Raw genomic sequence first — 16,675 nt, forward strand, 5'->3', positions numbered from 1 at the left:
AGCCCCCGACCAACCCGCTGCGGATGGGGATTCGCAGCGGACTGGACGGGGGCTTTTAATTTGCCTGGTGTTTACTGCGCGATGGTTTTCACCGACACGCCGCGTTCGACCGGGGTGGAACGACCGTAGATATCTTCAAAGCGCTCGATATCGTCTTCACCCAGATAGCTGCCCGATTGCACTTCGATGATCTCGAGTGGAATCTTGCCCGGGTTGCGCAGACGGTGAACCGAAGCGATCGGGATGTAGGTCGACTGGTTTTCGCAAAGCAGGAACACGTTGTCGTCGCAGGTCACTTCAGCCGTGCCGCTGACCACGATCCAGTGTTCGGCGCGGTGGTGGTGCATTTGCAGCGACAGGCATGCGCCCGGTTTCACCGAAATGTGCTTGACCTGGAAGCGGCCGCCCATGTCCACCGAATCGTAGGAGCCCCACGGACGATAGACTTCGCAGTGGTTCTGGGTTTCGCTACGGCCCTGCGCGTTGAGGGTGTTGACCATTTGTTTCACGCCTTGGACCGAGTCCTTGTGGGCGATCATCATGGCGTCCTTGGTTTCGACGACGACGATGTTGTCCAGGCCGATCACCGACACCAGTTTGCCATTGCCGTGGATCATGCAGTTTTTGCTGTCCTGGATGACCACGTCGCCTTTGGTGACGTTGCCGTTGGCATCTTTTTCATTCACTTCCCACAGCGACGCCCAGCAACCGACATCGCTCCAGCCAGCGGTCAGTGGCACGACGCAGGCGCGCTGGGTTTTTTCCATCACCGAGTAGTCGATGGAATTGTCCGGGCAGCAGGCGAAGGTGGCTTCGTCGATGGTGATGGTGTCGGCATCCTGTTCGCTGCGCTCAAGGGTCAGCAGGCAGGTGTCGTAGATGTCCGGATCGTGTTTTTTCAATTCTTCCAGGAAGCGGCTGGCGCGGAACAGGAACATGCCGCTGTTCCAGAAGTAGCCGCCGGACTGGACGAATTCAGTGGCGCGTTTGACGTCTGGTTTTTCGACGAAATGCGAGACACGGCTGACGCCTTCCGGCAGCAGCGAATCATTGGTCGACTTGATGTAGCCGTAACCGGTTTCCGGTTTGGTGGCCGGTACGCCGAACAGCACCATTTCGCCGTTTTCGGCAGCGACAGTGGCCAGGGCCAGGGCGCGTTGCAGGGCTTTCTGGTCTTCCAGCACGTGGTCGGCCGGCAGCACCAGCATCAACTCGTCACGGCCTTCATTGATCAGCATCATCGCGGTCAGGGCCACGGCCGGCGCAGTGTTGCGACCAAACGGTTCCATCAGGATGCGCTGGGTTTCCAGCTTGCGGTTGGCCAGTTGCTCGTTGACGATGAAGCGGTGGTCCTTGTTGCAGACCACGATCGGGGTGTCCATGCCTTCGAATACCAGGCGTTCCAGGGTTTGCTGGAACAGCGTGTGCTCGCCGGTCAGGGCCAGAAATTGCTTGGGGAACTGTTTACGGGAAAGCGGCCAAAGACGTGAGCCACTACCACCGGACAAGATCACTGGAATCATGTTGTTACTCCTTGAAAATCGTATGGGTCAGAGCTACTGCGTTCTGTCGTTTCACTCTTGTTCTTATTCCGTGTCCGAATTGACTCCTCGGTCCTTGTGGGAGCTGGCTTGCCTGCGATGGCATCGCCTCGGTGTATCTGTTGAACCGAGGTGTCTGCATCGCGGGCAAGCCCGGCTCCTACAGGGGGAGCGTCAAGTCAGAAAATTAATCAGCGCGTCGAGACCGGGCGTTTTACCCAGACTGGCGACAGGCTGCTGCCGCTGCCGGTGACGTACAGCACGGCGGCTTCACCGCGTTCCAGGGCAACCGGCTTCACGTCGCCGACTTTGGTCGCGCCGTCATACAGCGCCAGGCTGACTTTCACCGGGTTGATTTCACGCTCGCCACGGCTCTTGGCCGCAACGGAGGGAACCACTTCGGTCTTGCCGTCGGCAGTTTTCAGGGTCAGGGCCTTGTCGCTCAGGTTCTGCACGCGAACCAGGGATTTCTGCTTGTTCTTGAACGGCGGTTCTTCGATCAGTTGTGGTGCGCCGCTGGCGTTGTTGACCAGGGTGTAATAGTGATCGCCGGCCAGTTTCACCGGCAGGGTCTGGCTGCCGACCTTGGCGCTGTAGTCGCCGCCCGGCATGAAGCTGAAGTCGCTGCTGGACAGCGGCGCAACATCGCTCAGGTTGGTGGTGCCGACGGTGGCGCTGACTTCAGCATTACCGGCGTTATAGACACGTACGAAGCTCGAACCTTTCGGTGCAGTCGGGCCGTAGAGTGCGGCGTCACCAGCGAAGGCGGACATCGACAACACGCTCATGCCAGCCACAAGTGCGAAGGTCTTGGCGAGACGGCGAGGAGTAGTAGTGAAAGTCATGGTGTACCTCTCTTTCAGTTTTGCGCCCGGTCGGGCGTCTCGGATTTAGTGTTTGCAGCTACGTTTTGTTGGCGAACGCCAGCTTCTTTGAGCTCTGCGACCCACTGCGGGTCGGCGTCACCAATTTCGTTGTTCACAGGCAGATAACGTTCAGGAAACTCCCAGATCAGCACCTGAGGCGGGCTGTTCTTGAAAGCGTCGCTTTTCAGATAGCTGAGCATCGGCAGAATCGGGCCGTGGCCGTCTTCGGCGTAATTGACCACGTCGCTGTGCAGCGCTTGTTTCAGCGCACCGACGAAGTTCCAGTTAGGGTTGGCGCTGTAGCTGGTGCCGATCAGGGCCACCGGCACGTCGGTGTTGGCAAACAACGCGTCGTCGCCGGCAGGCTGAGCATCAACCGCAACGGTGTTGCGCTTTTGCAGCGGTTCTTGCGCCGGCATCATGTTTTCGAACAACGGGTCCAGTGGCAGGAACAAGCGCAGGTCGCCCTTGTGTGTCACGTTCTCCGCAGGTGTCGTCACGAAGTCTTGCGGCTCGCCGCTGAGCGGGGCTTTTTCGGTAATCGTTTTGGCCAGCGCCTCGGCGGCGATTTGCGCGCCTTGCGGGGTCCAGTGGGTGTCGGTGCGCAGGAACACTTGCTGACCGTCCAGCTTGGCCTTGAGCATCGGGCCATAGAGGTCGGGCGCCAGGATCTTGTCGGCTGCCACGCGAGCGTGGAAGTCTTCATAGAGGTTGGCGTGAATGCTCGAAGGCTTCACTTCACCCAGGTGTTCCGGGTACAGGCGAGTCTTGGCTGGCACAATCGCCATCACCAGTTTCACGCCCTTGGCTTTCAGTTCCTGGCGCACGCCTTCTACGAGTGCGTAGTTGCCTTGCAGGTTCAACTCTTCGTTGACGATCGGGTTGAATTCTTCATCGCTGTACAACCACTGATCGCGGCCGAGCACAACACCCGGACGACCTTCGTTGAACAGTTTGAAATCCAGTGCGGCCCAGAGGTTGGTGCCAAGACGCTTGATCGGGAATTCGGCGTCGTAGTGAGTCTCGACGGCTTTGGTCCAGCGACCGTTGAGCACTGTGGTTTCGGCCGACGTATTGAAGCCGAAGAAGCTGCGCGTGGACCACACGCCCAGCACCAGCAGAATCAGCAGGAACAGGGCGATGTAGAGGATGCGTAATGAGCGGGTCATGGTCAGATCCCTCAGAACTGGAAGTAAAGGAACGGCGAGAAGCTTTGCGCCGAGAGTTTGAAAATCGAAGCGATGAACAGCACCAGTACCAGCGTGCGCATCACGTAGCGTGACCAGTCCGCGGTCCAGTAGGCCGGTTGCACAGTCGCTTCAACACCGACGGTGTAGCCAGGCTCGTGGATGCTCGCCGGGTTCTCGCCCGGTGCCGCTTTGATCATTCCAGGTGTTGCGGTGGCCGGGCCGTCGGCCTCGACGTTCACAACAGGTTTGGTCTTCTCTGGCGGCCGGTTGGTGTAGAAATCACGGATGCCGAAGAACGCCAGGGTCACGTACGCCACCACCAGGGTTGCGACTTGCAGGCCGGTGAGGCTGGCCTGGTTGAGTTCCGACAGCGACCATTCGCCGAAGCTGAACATTGCGCCGTACATGCGACCGGCAACGTGCAGGTTTTCCGAGCGGAAGATCACCCAGCCCATCACCACGAGCAGGAAGGTCAGCGCCCAGCGGATCGGGTTGATGCTGCGCGGCGAAGTGTTCAGGCCCAGGGCCTTCTCGATCGCCAGCCACATGCCGTGCCACGCACCCCAGACGATGTAGGTGATGTTCGCGCCGTGCCACAGACCACCAAGCAGCATGGTCAGGAACAGGTTGCGATAGGTCATCAGCGTGCCTTTGCGATTGCCGCCCAGCGTGATGTACAGGTAGTCACGCAGCCAGGTGGACAGGCTGATGTGCCAGCGACGCCAGAATTCGGTGATCGACTGGCTGATGTACGGCTGCTTGAAGTTTTCCATGAAGCGGAAACCCATCATCAAGCCCAGGCCGATGGCCATGTCGCTGTAACCGGAGAAGTCGAAATACAGCTGCGCGGTGTAAGCCAGCGCGCCGAGCCAGGCATCGCCCGTGGTCGGGTGTTGCAAGGCGAAGCAATGGTCAGCCACCACCGCGAGGGTGTCGGCGATGAAGACCTTCTTGATGAAACCCTGCATGAACCGCGTGCAACCCTCGGAGAACTTGTCGAGGGTGTGCGTGCGGTTGTTGAACTGGTCGGCGAGGTCGCGGAAACGCAAGACCGGGCCGGCGATCAGGTGCGGGAAGATCGCCACGAAGGCGGCAAAGTCGATCAGGTTGCGAGTGGCCGGAGTGTCGCCACGGTAAACGTCGATGATGTAGCTGATGGACTCGAAGATGTAGAACGAGATCCCGATCGGCAACAGCACGTGGGTCAGGATGAAAGGCGACAGACCGACCGAAGTCATCATCGCGTTGATGCTGTCGACGCCGAAGTTGGCGTACTTGAAGTAGCCCAGGATGCACAAGTCGACTGCCACGCCGAGCAGCAGCCAGCGTTGGGCCGGTTTGGTCCGAACGCCCGCGGCACCGACTTTGAGGCCGATCCAGTAGTTCCACAGCGTGACGGCGGCGAACAGCGCAAGAAAGTCCACGCGCCACCAGGCATAGAACACATAGCTGGCGATCAGCAGCAGCAGGTTGCGATAGCGTATTCCGCTCAAATAGTACAAGCCGAGAAAGATCGGCAAGAACAAAAACAGGAATACGTTGGATGAAAATACCATCCCGGTCTCTCCGTGTTTAACCAACAGTCAAGGGCCGCAGCCCCCCCAAACCCCCCAGTGAAAACCTGGGGGACACATCAAACAAAATTCATGTCTTGCACTGACCCTGTGGGAGCGGGATTGCTCGCGAATGCGGTGTGTCAGTCGACAACAATGTTGAATGTCAGACCGCATTCGCGAGCAAGCTCGCTCCCACAGGGGATTTGCGTTCGGCTCTAGGAGCCCTTGTTGCCTTTTTCGTTGGCCGGGTCGAAGACCTTGGTCAGGTCACCCCCAAGGCGGAAGGTCTTGAACGGCTGCATTTTGTGCTTCTGTTCCAGCACATCGGCCGGGCAGGTGTAGAGCGTGCAGAACGGTTCGAGCCAGGCAAATTTCGAGTCGATCTTGAGATCGGTCATGTCCTGTTCCTTGCCGTTCTTCTTCTCGAAGATCTCCGGGTCTTTAACCCCGGCCAGCACTTGATCACCCAGTCGTTTCAATGCGCCGTTGTTTTCCTGACGCAAGTCCACACCGTTGACCTGGGCGAAACTGGCGATCATCGCCAGCGGCGGCAAGGCGTAGTTGTGGTAGGCGAGGGCGCGTTGCTGGCGCTTGAGTTCGTTGGGCAGGAAACCCTGGGCGTCGACTTGATTGGCGCCGACCTTGTATTCCTTCACCGCCCAGTCGAACAGGTCGCGGCGGTTGGTGGCGACCGAAGTTGCCATCACCGACCAGGCAGCCCAGTACGAGTGATTGTTGGTTTGTTCCAGCGGCAGGTTGTCCCAGTCGCTGACCACTTGATCGGCCATTTTGCTGAACCAGGCCTCGATCAACTGCGACTCTTGCTGATGAGTCTCCAACGGATGCGAGTCGGAGAACTTCAGGCGAATGTACGCAGACGCCATGCTGCCCAACGCCCACTTGCGCATGGATTTGCCGGTGTGGTTGAAGTCCTTGGACATCAACGCGTCGGCCTTGGCCCAGGACGTCAGCCAATTCAGGGTGCATTCGAGCTGTTCCGGGCGACCGTCACGCATGAACTGCATCACGCGCTTGCTGGTGCCGCGCTCCAGTTTGGTGATGTCGGCGGTGCTGTCGCGGAAGGCTTTTTCCGAGACCTCGTTCAGGGTCGAACGAGCCTTGTCGGAGCCTTCGTACTTGCTGCGAAATTGCAGCGAGCCGGTGTACGGCGTCGGCATGGCATCACAACCTTCGCTCTTGTCGCCGGTTTTGACTTTTTCAATCGGCGCGAAGTAACCCTGTGGCGGACGCAGCGGCGCGGCGGCCTGAGTGGCGCCGGCAAACATCGCCAGTGTCAGCAGGGACGGCGCGAGTAATTTTTTCAAAGTTCGGGTTTGCATATGGACCTCATTGCCCAACCTGAGCGGTACGCTGCCCAGTGCCAGGGAACACGTTGCGTTTGCAGATTTTCGTTTCGACTTTCTGTGGCGCGGTACCTGCTTCAGGGCCCTGGACTTCGATGGCCAGCAGATTCTGCGAGGCCCAGTCATCGTCCGTGCGCAACTCAAAGGCGAAACGCCCGTCGGTGTCGGAGGTTTCCGGTTTTTCGATCTTGATGTCCTCGTGGCGACCGTTCATGTACCAGAGGGTGGCTTGCAGCTTTTTCACCGATGTATCGGCGAAACGGATATCGACCTGGTGACCACTGTTTTGCAGGTTCAGGTTCGTGCTGTTGACCAACAATTCGTTCTTGCCTGGTTTCAATGTGGTGCTGGCGGTCATCTGTGCATCCTTTCCTTCGCAACCGTTGTCCAGCAGCGCCATCATCTGGCGGTAGATGGTTTCCTGGTCGAGGCGATAGAGCGGCGAGAATTCCCAGATCAGAATCTTCGGTGGCTTGGTCTGGAACTCTTCGCTGCCCAGGTACTGCAGCATCGAACCTTCCAGGCCTCCGCCGGGGAACGCGACGTTGAGGATGTCGGCGCCGATGGCCTCTTCGAGGAAACCGGCGAAGTTGTAGTTCTTGCCACTGTGGCTGGTGCCGACCAGGGTGATCTCCGGATTTCCGGAGTCGCCGAACAGGTCGCCATCCGCTGCTTCACCCTTTGGCTCGGTGGTGAATTGATCCATGTACTGGATCGCGTAGCTAGTGCCACAGAGTTGACCGGCCATGTTGTGTAACGTTCCGGTCTTGCCCATGCGACCCGACCTGTGGCTCTCGAATTCGCGTTTTGGAATGCCCGCAAATTCAGGCATTTGCTTGATTTTCTCGCCGACGATTTTTGCCGTGCGCTGAGCGCCATACGGCGTCCAGTGCTGGTCGCCGCGGAAGTAGAAGTCGTGGGCGGGCAGGGTGTCAGGCAGCGATTCGTTGGTCAGCGGCGACAGGTCCGGCACCACGTAGCCCATGGCGGCGAAACGCCCCAGCATGGTCTTGTAGTTTTTCAGCGCCTTGTCGAAATCGTATTTGGCTTTTTCTTCCGGGTTCAGTTTGTTGCGGTTCACCAAGCCACGAGTGGGTTGATAAACAACAACGAGCTCCACGCCTTTGCTCTTGAACGCATCGTGCAGTTCTTTCATGCGTTTGTAGCCAGCGGGGGAGGTGTCGAATTCGGTGCGCAAGTCTTCTTGCGTACGAAACAACCAATCGCCCTGCGCCTGCACCAGCGTGGTGAAGTTCTGCTGGTAACGCGTGGTGTAGTTCTTGGCGTCGTGAGCTTCAGGGCACAGGTTGCAGCACGGTTCGGCGCTGAATTTCGGTGCCTGGGCGTCGTCGGCGCGAACACCGCCGCTGGCCGCGAGAATGCCGGCGGTCAGGGCCGACAGGCTGAGTAATTTGATCAAGTGTGGGTGCATAAAATTATCCTCAGTCCCGCATTTCAGTCTGGCGTTCGACAGGGTCGATCAGCACGGCTTTCTGCTGGCGCACCAGCAGGTCGAGAATTTCATCCTGACGCTCGCCGAGAATCCCGCTGAAGCTGATGCCGCTGGTTTTGGTCGGTGCGAGCATGGACACGCGATACAACTCGACGCTCAGCGGCGAGTCGATGGACAGCGGGCCACTGCCGTTGCCGGCCAGTTCGCCGCCGACCACGATCAGCGACACCTGGGCGTCGAACGGATCGAGCTTGATGTCGCGGTCGGTGTCGCTCAGGTCTTTGATGTGGCCGTAGACACCGGTCAGGCCGTTGGCCATCGACAGGTTTTCGTAGAGGCGGATGTTCACGCTGTTACGAACCCGGATGCCGTGGCGACGGTTGCTGATCACCTTGTTGCCCCACAGCAGATTGTCGGCACTCTCGTAGAGGGTGATGCCGTCTGTGTGGTTCTTGTAGATCTCGTTGTAGGCGATCAGGTTGTTGACGCTGTTACGGTCGATCACCAGGCCCGAGAGCTTGTTGTCGTAGCTGCGGTTGTTGAAGATGAAGCTGTCGTTGACCTCACGGGAAATGATGATCCCGTGCTTCTTCTTCGTGCCGTACACCGTGTTGTCGGCAATGATCAGACCGTGGGAACGGTCATGCGGGTCAATGCCGTAGACGATGTTGTCCTTGTACGTGTTGCCCTTGACCACGAAGTCGCGGGTTTCATAGCAGTAGAAGCCGTACCACATGTCCGAGAACTCGGAACCGACGATCCAGCCAGTCGGCTCGGGACGCTTGAGCACCTTGGCCATGTTCGGCGTGTACTGGGAAATACTCACGCCGTAGGACTTACTGTTGGCGTAACCGAAACTGGCGATCTTGCTGTTGGCGATGTAGGTCTCGGTGCCGCCCCAGGACAGCAGGAACGGACGGAATTCCTTGGGCGAATTGAACGTCGCCGGACCATTGTCCTTCTCGCGCCACCCAGTGATTTTGGTGTCGCGCACAAACAGCTGGCCGTCGTTGACCAGGAACGAACCGGCCTCTTGGGACAGGCGCAACTCCTGGGTCTGTTTGTCGATTTCGAGGATGCCATGACGGCCAACCACGATCGGCAATTTCGCCAGGAACACGCCCGGCGACGTTTCGTTGAAGTACTGTTTAGGCAGCTTCTTCGCCAGGTCCTTGAGGTTCATGTAGCCGTCGTCGATAAAGATCGCCTGCGGGATGCCGTGCTGACGCACCACCCACTCGGCCATCTTGTTGTCGCCACCGATGAAGTCCTTGAGGCTGTCTTCCTGCATCATCCGGCGCACGCTGATCTTGCCGGCCTTGGTGCGCACGATTTTCTTGGCAATCGCTTCGGCGGTGTAGCCGGAAGTGTCCGGCAGTGTCGGTTTGGCCAGCTCCAGCGGCGCGGTCGGCGCGCTGGTGACGGTGTAGGTCCTGGCCTGTTGCAGACCTTTGGCCGTTGTGGCCGGTTTCACCACCGGTTCGACGGTGGCGAAGGCTGCGGCGCTGGCCAGCAGCATTGCGCCGGCCAGTAGCGTCAGCGAACCTCGCTTTGCACTGTTCATGTCGGGCACTCCCTTCGCGGTTTGCATCAGAAGCGCCAGATCACGTCGATGAATGCGCGGTGCATGTACGAATCGACTTCTTTGCCATAGGCATCGCCCGGCTTGAACACGCCGCCACGGAAGCGCACGAGGGCCGACGGCTCATCGATCGACTGGCTCAACGCGGCAGGCAGCAGGCCTTGCTTGAAGTACTTGGTGACGACCAGGTCCATCTCCTGACCGAGGTCTTTTTCACCATCGTTCAGTGGCAGGGACGTGGTGGAAAGAATCGCGCCGGTCGGGTCGTCGGTGTTGTTCTCGACCGCATTGATGCCGTTGCTGCCAACCGGCTTGTTGCCGTCGACGCGCCAGAATTTGTGGTAGATCAAGCTGGCGTCGTATTCGTCGTTGAGCATCCACGAACCAAACAGGGTTGCGGTCTGCATGTTCTGCATCTCGCCACGGAAGGCTTCGCCGAAACGGTGAACCCGCGAGCGGGTACCGGTGTAGTTCGAGCGGTTGCTTTCCAGGCCGTTCTGTTCGTACTCGGCGCTGGCGCGGGCATAGGCGGCACCGACTTGCCATTGCGGATCGAGGCGCAGACGCACGCCGACATCCGTGGCCCAGCCATTGAGGTCTTGACCGCGTTTGGCTTCGGTCGGAGGCGTGCCGTTGGCGTTCAGCGGGTTGACCGTGTCGGTGTCGCCGCTCATGCCGGTGATGCTGCCCCAGTAATTGACAGTGTTGGTGTTGCGCCAGTTGTAGGCGTCACTGTCAGCGGTGAGGCCCAGCCAGGTGATATCACCGTTCTGTTTCTTGTCCAGCGAATCGGTGGGAACGCCCGGCTGCGGGTAGTCGAGCTTGCCGTCATCGTGGGTGTGATGAGCGCGAACGCCCGCCCAGTTGCCCGGTGTCCATTGATACTCGGCATCGGCGTAGACGTGCAGGCGATCCTTGTCTTTTGGAGCCAGCTCCGTGAGGTCGGTGCGGTACTCGCTGAAGCGTTCGGCGACACCCATGTTGGCGCGCAACAGGGTGGTGTCGAAGGTCCAGTTCAGGGCTTCGATGTTGGTGTCGCGCCATTCGCCGTCGGCGTTGTGCAGGCGTTGACGGCCGAGCTTGAGCATCTCGCCGGGATACGGCGTGAGGCCGCTGTAGCCGACCCAGAATTCACGCATCGCCAAGTAGTTTTTCTTGGTTTTCCGATCATCGCTAGTGGTCGGCGTGGTGCCGTCGCTGGCGGTCCCTTGCAAGGTGTCCGTCTCGATGATGTCGGTGGCGGTCACGGCCTGGCCCATGGCATAGGCGCTCCACGCGCCGCTCTCGCCATAGATCCATGGACGAAGGTCGAGGCCGACGCCGTTGACGTCGCCGCCGCTCTGGGTGCCGAGGTCGCTGTCGGCTTCGGACTGACCGGTAACTTTCACTTCGAGACCGAAGTTTTTGGTTTCAGTGATCGCGGCCAGTGTCGGGCAAGACCAGATCAGCGCGAACGTGAGGCCGATGCCGGCCTTCATGAATGGATTCAACTTCATAGGGATTCCTCGCCGTCTTCTTCTTGCAGGGCATGCATTTCCAGCGTGTTCTGACTCAAGGAACCCCGAACGGCCTGTTCTTGTTTCAACAGGCGTTGGGCCTCGGCGAGCTGGGCAGGCGGCAGTTGGGCTTCAAGTGTTGTTGCAAGCTCGGTGGCTTGCGGGGTGTCCTGAGCCTTGGCCAATTGGCTGAAGACATAGGCGTTAAGCGGGTTAGGCTTGGTGCCTCGGCCTTGGGAGAACAATTGGGCAATGGCGAAATCGGCGCTGTTCTGGCCGTTACGCGCAGCCTTGAGCAGGTGGTCCAGCGCTTTTTGCGAATAGACCTTGCCCAGGTAGCCACGACGGTAGATCTGGCCGAGGTAGTAATCGGCGGCCACTTCTTTGCCGACGGCTTTCTGGAAATGGTCTTCGGCGACTTTGGCGTCGGCCGGGACCCATTTGCCTTCGTAATACAATTTGCCGAGCAGCAATTCGGCACGCGGCTGGTCGGCCGCGCGGCCGTTGTTCAGGTACTTCATCATCGTGTCGACGTCGCCCAGTTCCGGGAAGTCGTAAAGCAATTGCGCGAGACTGACCCAGGAAGCGGGGTAGCCCGGAGCGATGCCTTCGAGTAGCGACTGAGCGGTTTTTTCATCGGTCTTGCCCAGGGTTGCATCGCCGAGCACGCGAGCGACGCTGTCGACGCGCTGAGCGGAAACGGTGCCGTGGGCATGAGCCGCTTGCATCTGCTTGATCAGCTCGGCTTGCTTCTCTGGCTTGGCCTGTTTCTGGTAAACGGTGGCCAGTTCGACGTAGCAGATGTCAGTGGTGTTCAACGCGGCTTTGCAGATGCTTTCGACTTCGGCCAGGTGCTGGTCGTAAGTGCCTTGGGTGCGATAGAGCAGCACTTGGGCCAGACCCGCTTCCGGCTTGCCTTCGGCGCGCCATTGGCTGATCTGCTTTTGTGCGTTGACGTTCGGGAAACTGTGCGGGTATTGCAGGTACAGCATGGCCAGCGGGATCAGCGTATTGCCTTCGCCATTGGCCGAAGCTTTTTTCAACAGGCCTTCGGCTTCGTGCTGTTCGGCTTCGGTGGAACCGGGTTTGGCCACCAGCAGGCGGCCGAGGCGAGCCTGGGCCCGCGGCGAGACATCGGCCGCGGCGCGATAAGTCGCCTCGGCCAACTTGATCTGCGCCGGGTCATGGCTGTCGACCTGAATATCGGCGAGGCCAACCTGTGCTTCGCTATAGCCCAGGTCTGCCAGTTGCTTGTAGTTCTGCTGCGCCAGCGCGGTGTCGCCGCGCTTGAGGGCTTCATTGGCCAGACGCTGGTCGGGCAGGCCGGCGCAACCGGCCAGGGCAATTGCCATGGCCAGGGTCAGCGGGACCGGCAGGATTCTGAGTGGGCTAGTCACGGGCATGTCCTCTGCTTAAAGACCGGAAGCCATGGCTTTGTCGATCAGCCAGTTCAGGTTCGGGCCACGATCGCTGTTCACTTCAACCGGGCGACCGGCGAACTTGCTGTCCAGCGGCTCGTCAGGCTGAATCAGGACGCGAATGTCGGACGACAGGTCGGCGCTTTTCAGGCTGGTGCTGCTGACGATCTTGCCGGTGCGGGACTTGTTTTCGCCGGCGATCTGGAAGCGCACCGAGCTGCCTGGCAGCACGTCGCCGAACTGGCGATAGGAGAAGCGGGCTTCTACGTTGGCTTCGCTGTTACGCGGCACCAGTTGGAAGATCACGTCGCCTTTGCTGGCGTACTGACCGTTGGCGACCATTTGTTGCGCCACGGTGCAATCGCACGGCGAGGTCAGGGTGCCGGTCATTTGCTTGCCGAACAGCTCTTCAACCTTGGCCGGTTGCAGCTGGTCTTCGTCCAGATGGCCTTTGAGTACGTCGAGCATGCTGGTGCTGAAGGTCGCCAGTGGCGCGCCTTTGGCAGCAACGCCGTCAGCCTTGATCAGGCTTTGCACAGTGCCGTCACGCGGCATGGTGATGTTCATGCCCTGCACGCTGACAAGGCCTGCCTGTGCGTGGCTGATGAAGTACATGCCATACACCGACTTGAAGATGAAACCGAACGCTGCCAGACCGACGAGGAAAATCGCCAGGCTGAAGGTCACTGCACGCAGACGACCGAACGCGGTCATGCCGTGGCCGCCATCCTTGACCTTGCGCGCCTTGGTGAAGTTATCGCGCTGCAGGGTCGCCAGCACTTCACCCATGCTGACGATGTCGCCGGCCAGGTGAGAGGTGATCAGGTGGCGCAGGGTCGAGATGTCTTGCGGTTCCAGGTTCTGGAACTGGCAACCGACACGACCGGTCGGGCGGTCGATGGAGCGCACTTGCAGCTCCACGTCCATGGCCAGGCCGAGGTTGTCGATGACGAATTGCAGGCGAGCCTTGTACACGTCGCCGATCTTCAGTGGCAGCTGACCGGCGTTGAAGGCCAGGCCGCCAGCGGAGAGGTCGATCACTCGAGCTTCCATCGGGGTCCGGTCAGGACCGAAGAAGCGCAGCTTGGCCGGAATTTTCACTCGGGCGTGTTGGCGCTGGGCTTCTGACTCATGCACTACGTTGGCGTTGACGGCGGTATTCATAGGGGCGATTTCCTGGTTAATTCAATAAGGGGGCGGTCAGACCATCATCAGCAGCACGGCAACAAAAATGCTGCCGGCGGAGAAGGTCATGGTCCGAGACGACCAGGTGTTGAACCAACGTTGAAAGCTGGCGAGATCACGGGTCAATTTGGTGTCCTGGCGGGTCCAGGATTGTTGGTCGAGGCGGAAGAACACGTAGATCTTCACCAGTGCGCCGACGATCTGGTTGTAATAGAGAATGGCCGGGTAGGCCGGGCCGATCCGGTGACCGGAGCAGGACAGCAGCAGGGTCAGGATCAGGCGCGTAATGCCGATCCACAGCAGGTAAACGAGGATGAACGCGGTGCCGTACTTGAAGCTGGCAATGATCGCCACCGTCAGGCCCAGCAGCGAGGTCCACATCGACACGCGCTGATCGAACAGCACCACCGAGGTGAACAGGCCGAGACGTTTCATACCCAGGCCCAAGGCGCGGGAGTTCTGGCGCAGGTTGTTGCCGTACCAGCGGAACATCAATTTGCGACTGGCCTTGATGAAGCTTTTTTCCGGCGGGTGTTCCACGGTGTGGATCGCGGCATCCGGCACGTAGAACGTGTCGTAGCCCAGACGCATCAAGCTGAACCAGCTCGACTTGTCATCACCGGTCAAGAACTTGAAGCGGCCCAGGCGCCAGTGTTGCAGCGAGTCGCTTTCCACGTCGGCGATGAAGTCCGGGTCGGTAACGACCGTCGCGCGAAATACCGACATCCGGCCGGTCATCGTCAGTACGCGTTTGGACAGGGCCATCGAGCACATGTTGATGTGGCGCTGGGCGAATCGCAGTTTGTGCCATTCGGCCATGACGTAGCCGCCACGCACTTCGCAGAACTCGTTGGTGGTCAGGCCGCCGACGTTGCCGAACAGCTGGAACCACGGCACGGTCTTGAGTACGACGCCGGGGGCGAGCACGGTGTCGCCATCGATCACGGCCACTACAGCGCGGTCGTCCGGCAAGTGGCGGGAGATGGCGCGGAAACCGTAGGCCAGGCCATCGCGTTTGCCGGTGCCGGGAATGCGCACGAAATCGAGCTTGACCCGAGCCGGTGGATTCATCCGGGCCCAAAGGCTTTTCACCAACAGCTCATCGGACATTTCGACGATGGAGCAGACCATGGTGGCGGGCAGGCCGCAGTCAATCGCTTCGCGGATCACCGAGCTGTACACCTGCGCCGTGGTCAGCGCGTCGATGCGAAAACTGGTCACCATCAAATAGACATGAGACGGGTTTGCCGCTGCGCCCAGCTTGCGCACTTTGCGCCGCAGGTGCGGGTAAACCACGTACAGAAACAGCATCCCGCGCAAAAAGTGCGTGGCACCCATCGAGTAACGCCAGATCCCGATGAAGCCGATCAGGAAGATGAAGTCCTTCGACTCGGAGTCGAACGTGGACGTAGGCAACACCATGGCGATGCCCATCAGTAAACTTAGGTAAAACAGCCAACCGGCGGCCTGAAGTAGGCCGTGCTTTAGCCTGTGCATAATCTGCATCCGTCTCTATCTCGGGCGAGCCTGTGGGGTGGCCCGATGGGGTTAAGGCAGGCGAAAAAGCCGGGAGGGTTTGCAGTCTCGTCGAGCGCCGCAAACCCTCCCGATACCGCTTGTTACCAGCAGATGCCTTCAGTCCGGCCACTCACGCTGGTGGCTTTGGACATGAAACCGACCAGGTCGACCACTTGCTTGCCGGCTGGAGCTTCCTGCGCCAGGGCGCGGAATTTCTCGTCACGGTTACCAAGGATGATCACGTCGGAGTTGGCGATCACGTCGTCGAAGTCCGAGTTGAGCAAGGACGAGACGTGAGGGATCTTCGACTCGATGTAGTCCTTGTTCGCGCCGTGGACACGGGCGTATTCGACGTTGCTGTCGTAGATGCTCAGGTCGTAACCCTTGCCGATCAGCATTTCCGCCAGATCGACCAGCGGGCTTTCGCGCAGGTCATCGGTGCCGGCCTTGAAGCTCAAGCCGAGCAGGGCGACTTTGCGTTTGTCGTGGCTGGAAACGATGTCGAAGGCGTTCTGCACCTGGGACTCGTTACTGCGCATCAGCGAGTTGAGCAGCGGCGATTCCACGTCCAGGGCACCGGCGCGGTAGGTCAGGGCGCGAACGTCTTTTGGCAGGCACGAGCCCCCGAACGCGAAGCCTGGGCGCATGTAGTACTGCGACAGGTTCAGGGTTTTGTCCTGGCAGACCACTTCCATCACTTCGCGACCGTCGACGCCACACGCCTTGGCGATGTTGCCGATCTCGTTGGCGAAGGTCACCTTGGTGGCGTGCCACACGTTGCAGGTGTACTTGATCATCTCGGCGACAGCGATGTCCTTGCGGATGATCGGTGCGTCGAGCTCTTCGTACAGCGATTGCAGAACGTCGCCCGACGCTTTGTCGAACTCGCCGATAACGGTCATTGGCGGCAGGTCGTAGTCGGCGATCGCGGTGCTTTCACGCAGGAACTCAGGGTTCACGGCGACACCGAAATCGACACCGGCTTTCTTGCCGGAGCAGTCTTCGAGGATCGGGATGACAACGTTTGCGACAGTGCCCGGCAGAACGGTGCTGCGAACCACGATGGTGTGGCGGGTGGTCTTGTCACGCAGGACAAAACCGATCTCGCGGCACACGGCTTCGATGTAGTTCAGTTCCAGGTCGCCGTTCTTCTTGCTCGGCGTACCGACGCAGATCATCGACAGGTCGGTGTCACGAATCGCTTCGGCGAAGTTGGTCGTGCCACGCAGTTTGCCTGTCGCGATACCCTTCTGCAGAAGTTCGCCCAGACCCGGTTCAACGATTGGCGATTTGCCAGCGTTGATCATATCGATTTTGTCTTTGGCAACATCGACGCCAATGACGTCATGGCCCCGTGCAGACAGGCAACCGGCACAGACTGCGCCGACGTAACCCAAACCAAATATGCTGATGCGCATCGCAATTACCTCAGTGTTTTATCAAGCCATTACATGGCCGGAGTTAATGGTGTTCAGCGGTCATAGTGCACGCGCAAGTGCGGCTTAT

The 16,675-nt window shown here is 59.5% G+C and carries 12 protein-coding genes; all 12 read right to left on the reverse strand.

What is annotated here, in order from left to right:
* Window positions 1–71: 71 nt before the first annotated feature.
* Window positions 72–1,523, reverse strand: coding sequence for a mannose-1-phosphate guanylyltransferase/mannose-6-phosphate isomerase (locus K5K95_RS13725; protein WP_222589858.1), 1,452 nt, complete (start codon window positions 1,521–1,523; stop codon window positions 72–74).
* Window positions 1,524–1,732: 209 nt separating this feature from the next.
* Window positions 1,733–2,386 carry an alginate O-acetyltransferase AlgF gene (locus tag K5K95_RS13730; protein WP_208669916.1) on the reverse strand — a complete coding sequence of 218 codons (654 nt, stop codon included), beginning with the start codon at window positions 2,384–2,386 and terminating at the stop codon, window positions 1,733–1,735.
* 14 nt (window positions 2,387–2,400) lie between these two features.
* On the reverse strand, window positions 2,401–3,576 hold the full coding sequence (locus K5K95_RS13735) for an alginate O-acetyltransferase (RefSeq protein WP_222589859.1): 1,176 nt from the start codon (window positions 3,574–3,576) through the stop codon (window positions 2,401–2,403).
* Window positions 3,577–3,587: 11 nt separating this feature from the next.
* Window positions 3,588–5,153, reverse strand: a complete 1,566-nt coding sequence (locus K5K95_RS13740) for an MBOAT family O-acyltransferase (protein ID WP_090188182.1) — start codon at window positions 5,151–5,153, stop codon at window positions 3,588–3,590.
* 215 nt (window positions 5,154–5,368) lie between these two features.
* On the reverse strand, window positions 5,369–6,493 hold the full coding sequence (locus K5K95_RS13745; protein ID WP_222589860.1) for a mannuronate-specific alginate lyase: 1,125 nt from the start codon (window positions 6,491–6,493) through the stop codon (window positions 5,369–5,371).
* Between the two features lie 7 nt (window positions 6,494–6,500).
* Window positions 6,501–7,949 carry an alginate O-acetyltransferase gene (locus K5K95_RS13750; RefSeq protein WP_222589861.1) on the reverse strand — a complete coding sequence of 483 codons (1,449 nt, stop codon included), beginning with the start codon at window positions 7,947–7,949 and terminating at the stop codon, window positions 6,501–6,503.
* A gap of 10 nt (window positions 7,950–7,959) precedes the next feature.
* On the reverse strand, window positions 7,960–9,534 hold the full coding sequence (gene algG / locus K5K95_RS13755; RefSeq protein ID WP_222589862.1) for a mannuronan 5-epimerase AlgG: 1,575 nt from the start codon (window positions 9,532–9,534) through the stop codon (window positions 7,960–7,962).
* 26 nt (window positions 9,535–9,560) lie between these two features.
* Entirely contained in the window at window positions 9,561–11,048 is a 1,488-nt protein-coding gene (locus tag K5K95_RS13760) for an alginate export family protein (protein WP_222589863.1), read from the reverse strand.
* Entirely contained in the window at window positions 11,045–12,451 is a 1,407-nt protein-coding gene (gene algK / locus K5K95_RS13765; RefSeq protein ID WP_222589864.1) for an alginate biosynthesis TPR repeat lipoprotein AlgK, read from the reverse strand. Before algK ends, K5K95_RS13760 begins: the two co-directional genes overlap by 4 nt.
* Window positions 12,452–12,460: 9 nt before the next feature.
* Complete coding sequence (locus K5K95_RS13770) at window positions 12,461–13,630, reverse strand: alginate biosynthesis protein Alg44 (RefSeq protein WP_090188165.1); 1,170 nt, start codon at window positions 13,628–13,630, stop codon at window positions 12,461–12,463.
* 36 nt (window positions 13,631–13,666) lie between these two features.
* Window positions 13,667–15,148, reverse strand: a complete 1,482-nt coding sequence (alg8, locus tag K5K95_RS13775) for a mannuronan synthase (protein WP_390899696.1) — start codon at window positions 15,146–15,148, stop codon at window positions 13,667–13,669.
* Window positions 15,149–15,270: 122 nt separating this feature from the next.
* Entirely contained in the window at window positions 15,271–16,587 is a 1,317-nt protein-coding gene (locus K5K95_RS13780; RefSeq protein WP_222589865.1) for a nucleotide sugar dehydrogenase, read from the reverse strand.
* Window positions 16,588–16,675 lie beyond the last annotated feature (88 nt).

The organism is Pseudomonas sp. DR48, from assembly GCF_019823085.1.
In the GTDB taxonomy this organism is placed as follows: domain Bacteria; phylum Pseudomonadota; class Gammaproteobacteria; order Pseudomonadales; family Pseudomonadaceae; genus Aquipseudomonas.

Bases quoted from the DNA above. Each gene is read 5' to 3' on its own strand.
- K5K95_RS13780 (WP_222589865.1), bottom strand. From the start codon at position 16,587: ATGCGCATCAGCATATTTGGTTTGGGTTACGTCGGCGCAGTCTGTGCC.
- algK (WP_222589864.1), bottom strand. From the start codon at position 12,451: ATGCCCGTGACTAGCCCACTCAGAATCCTGCCGGTCCCGCTGACCCTG.
- K5K95_RS13725 (WP_222589858.1), bottom strand. From the start codon at position 1,523: ATGATTCCAGTGATCTTGTCCGGTGGTAGTGGCTCACGTCTTTGGCCG.
- K5K95_RS13735 (WP_222589859.1), bottom strand. From the start codon at position 3,576: ATGACCCGCTCATTACGCATCCTCTACATCGCCCTGTTCCTGCTGATT.
- K5K95_RS13760 (WP_222589863.1), bottom strand. From the start codon at position 11,048: ATGAAGTTGAATCCATTCATGAAGGCCGGCATCGGCCTCACGTTCGCG.
- alg8 (WP_390899696.1), bottom strand. From the start codon at position 15,148: ATGCACAGGCTAAAGCACGGCCTACTTCAGGCCGCCGGTTGGCTGTTT.
- algG (WP_222589862.1), bottom strand. From the start codon at position 9,534: ATGAACAGTGCAAAGCGAGGTTCGCTGACGCTACTGGCCGGCGCAATG.
- K5K95_RS13740 (WP_090188182.1), bottom strand. From the start codon at position 5,153: ATGGTATTTTCATCCAACGTATTCCTGTTTTTGTTCTTGCCGATCTTT.
- K5K95_RS13745 (WP_222589860.1), bottom strand. From the start codon at position 6,493: ATGCAAACCCGAACTTTGAAAAAATTACTCGCGCCGTCCCTGCTGACA.
- K5K95_RS13750 (WP_222589861.1), bottom strand. From the start codon at position 7,949: ATGCACCCACACTTGATCAAATTACTCAGCCTGTCGGCCCTGACCGCC.
- K5K95_RS13770 (WP_090188165.1), bottom strand. From the start codon at position 13,630: ATGAATACCGCCGTCAACGCCAACGTAGTGCATGAGTCAGAAGCCCAG.
- K5K95_RS13730 (WP_208669916.1), bottom strand. From the start codon at position 2,386: ATGACTTTCACTACTACTCCTCGCCGTCTCGCCAAGACCTTCGCACTT.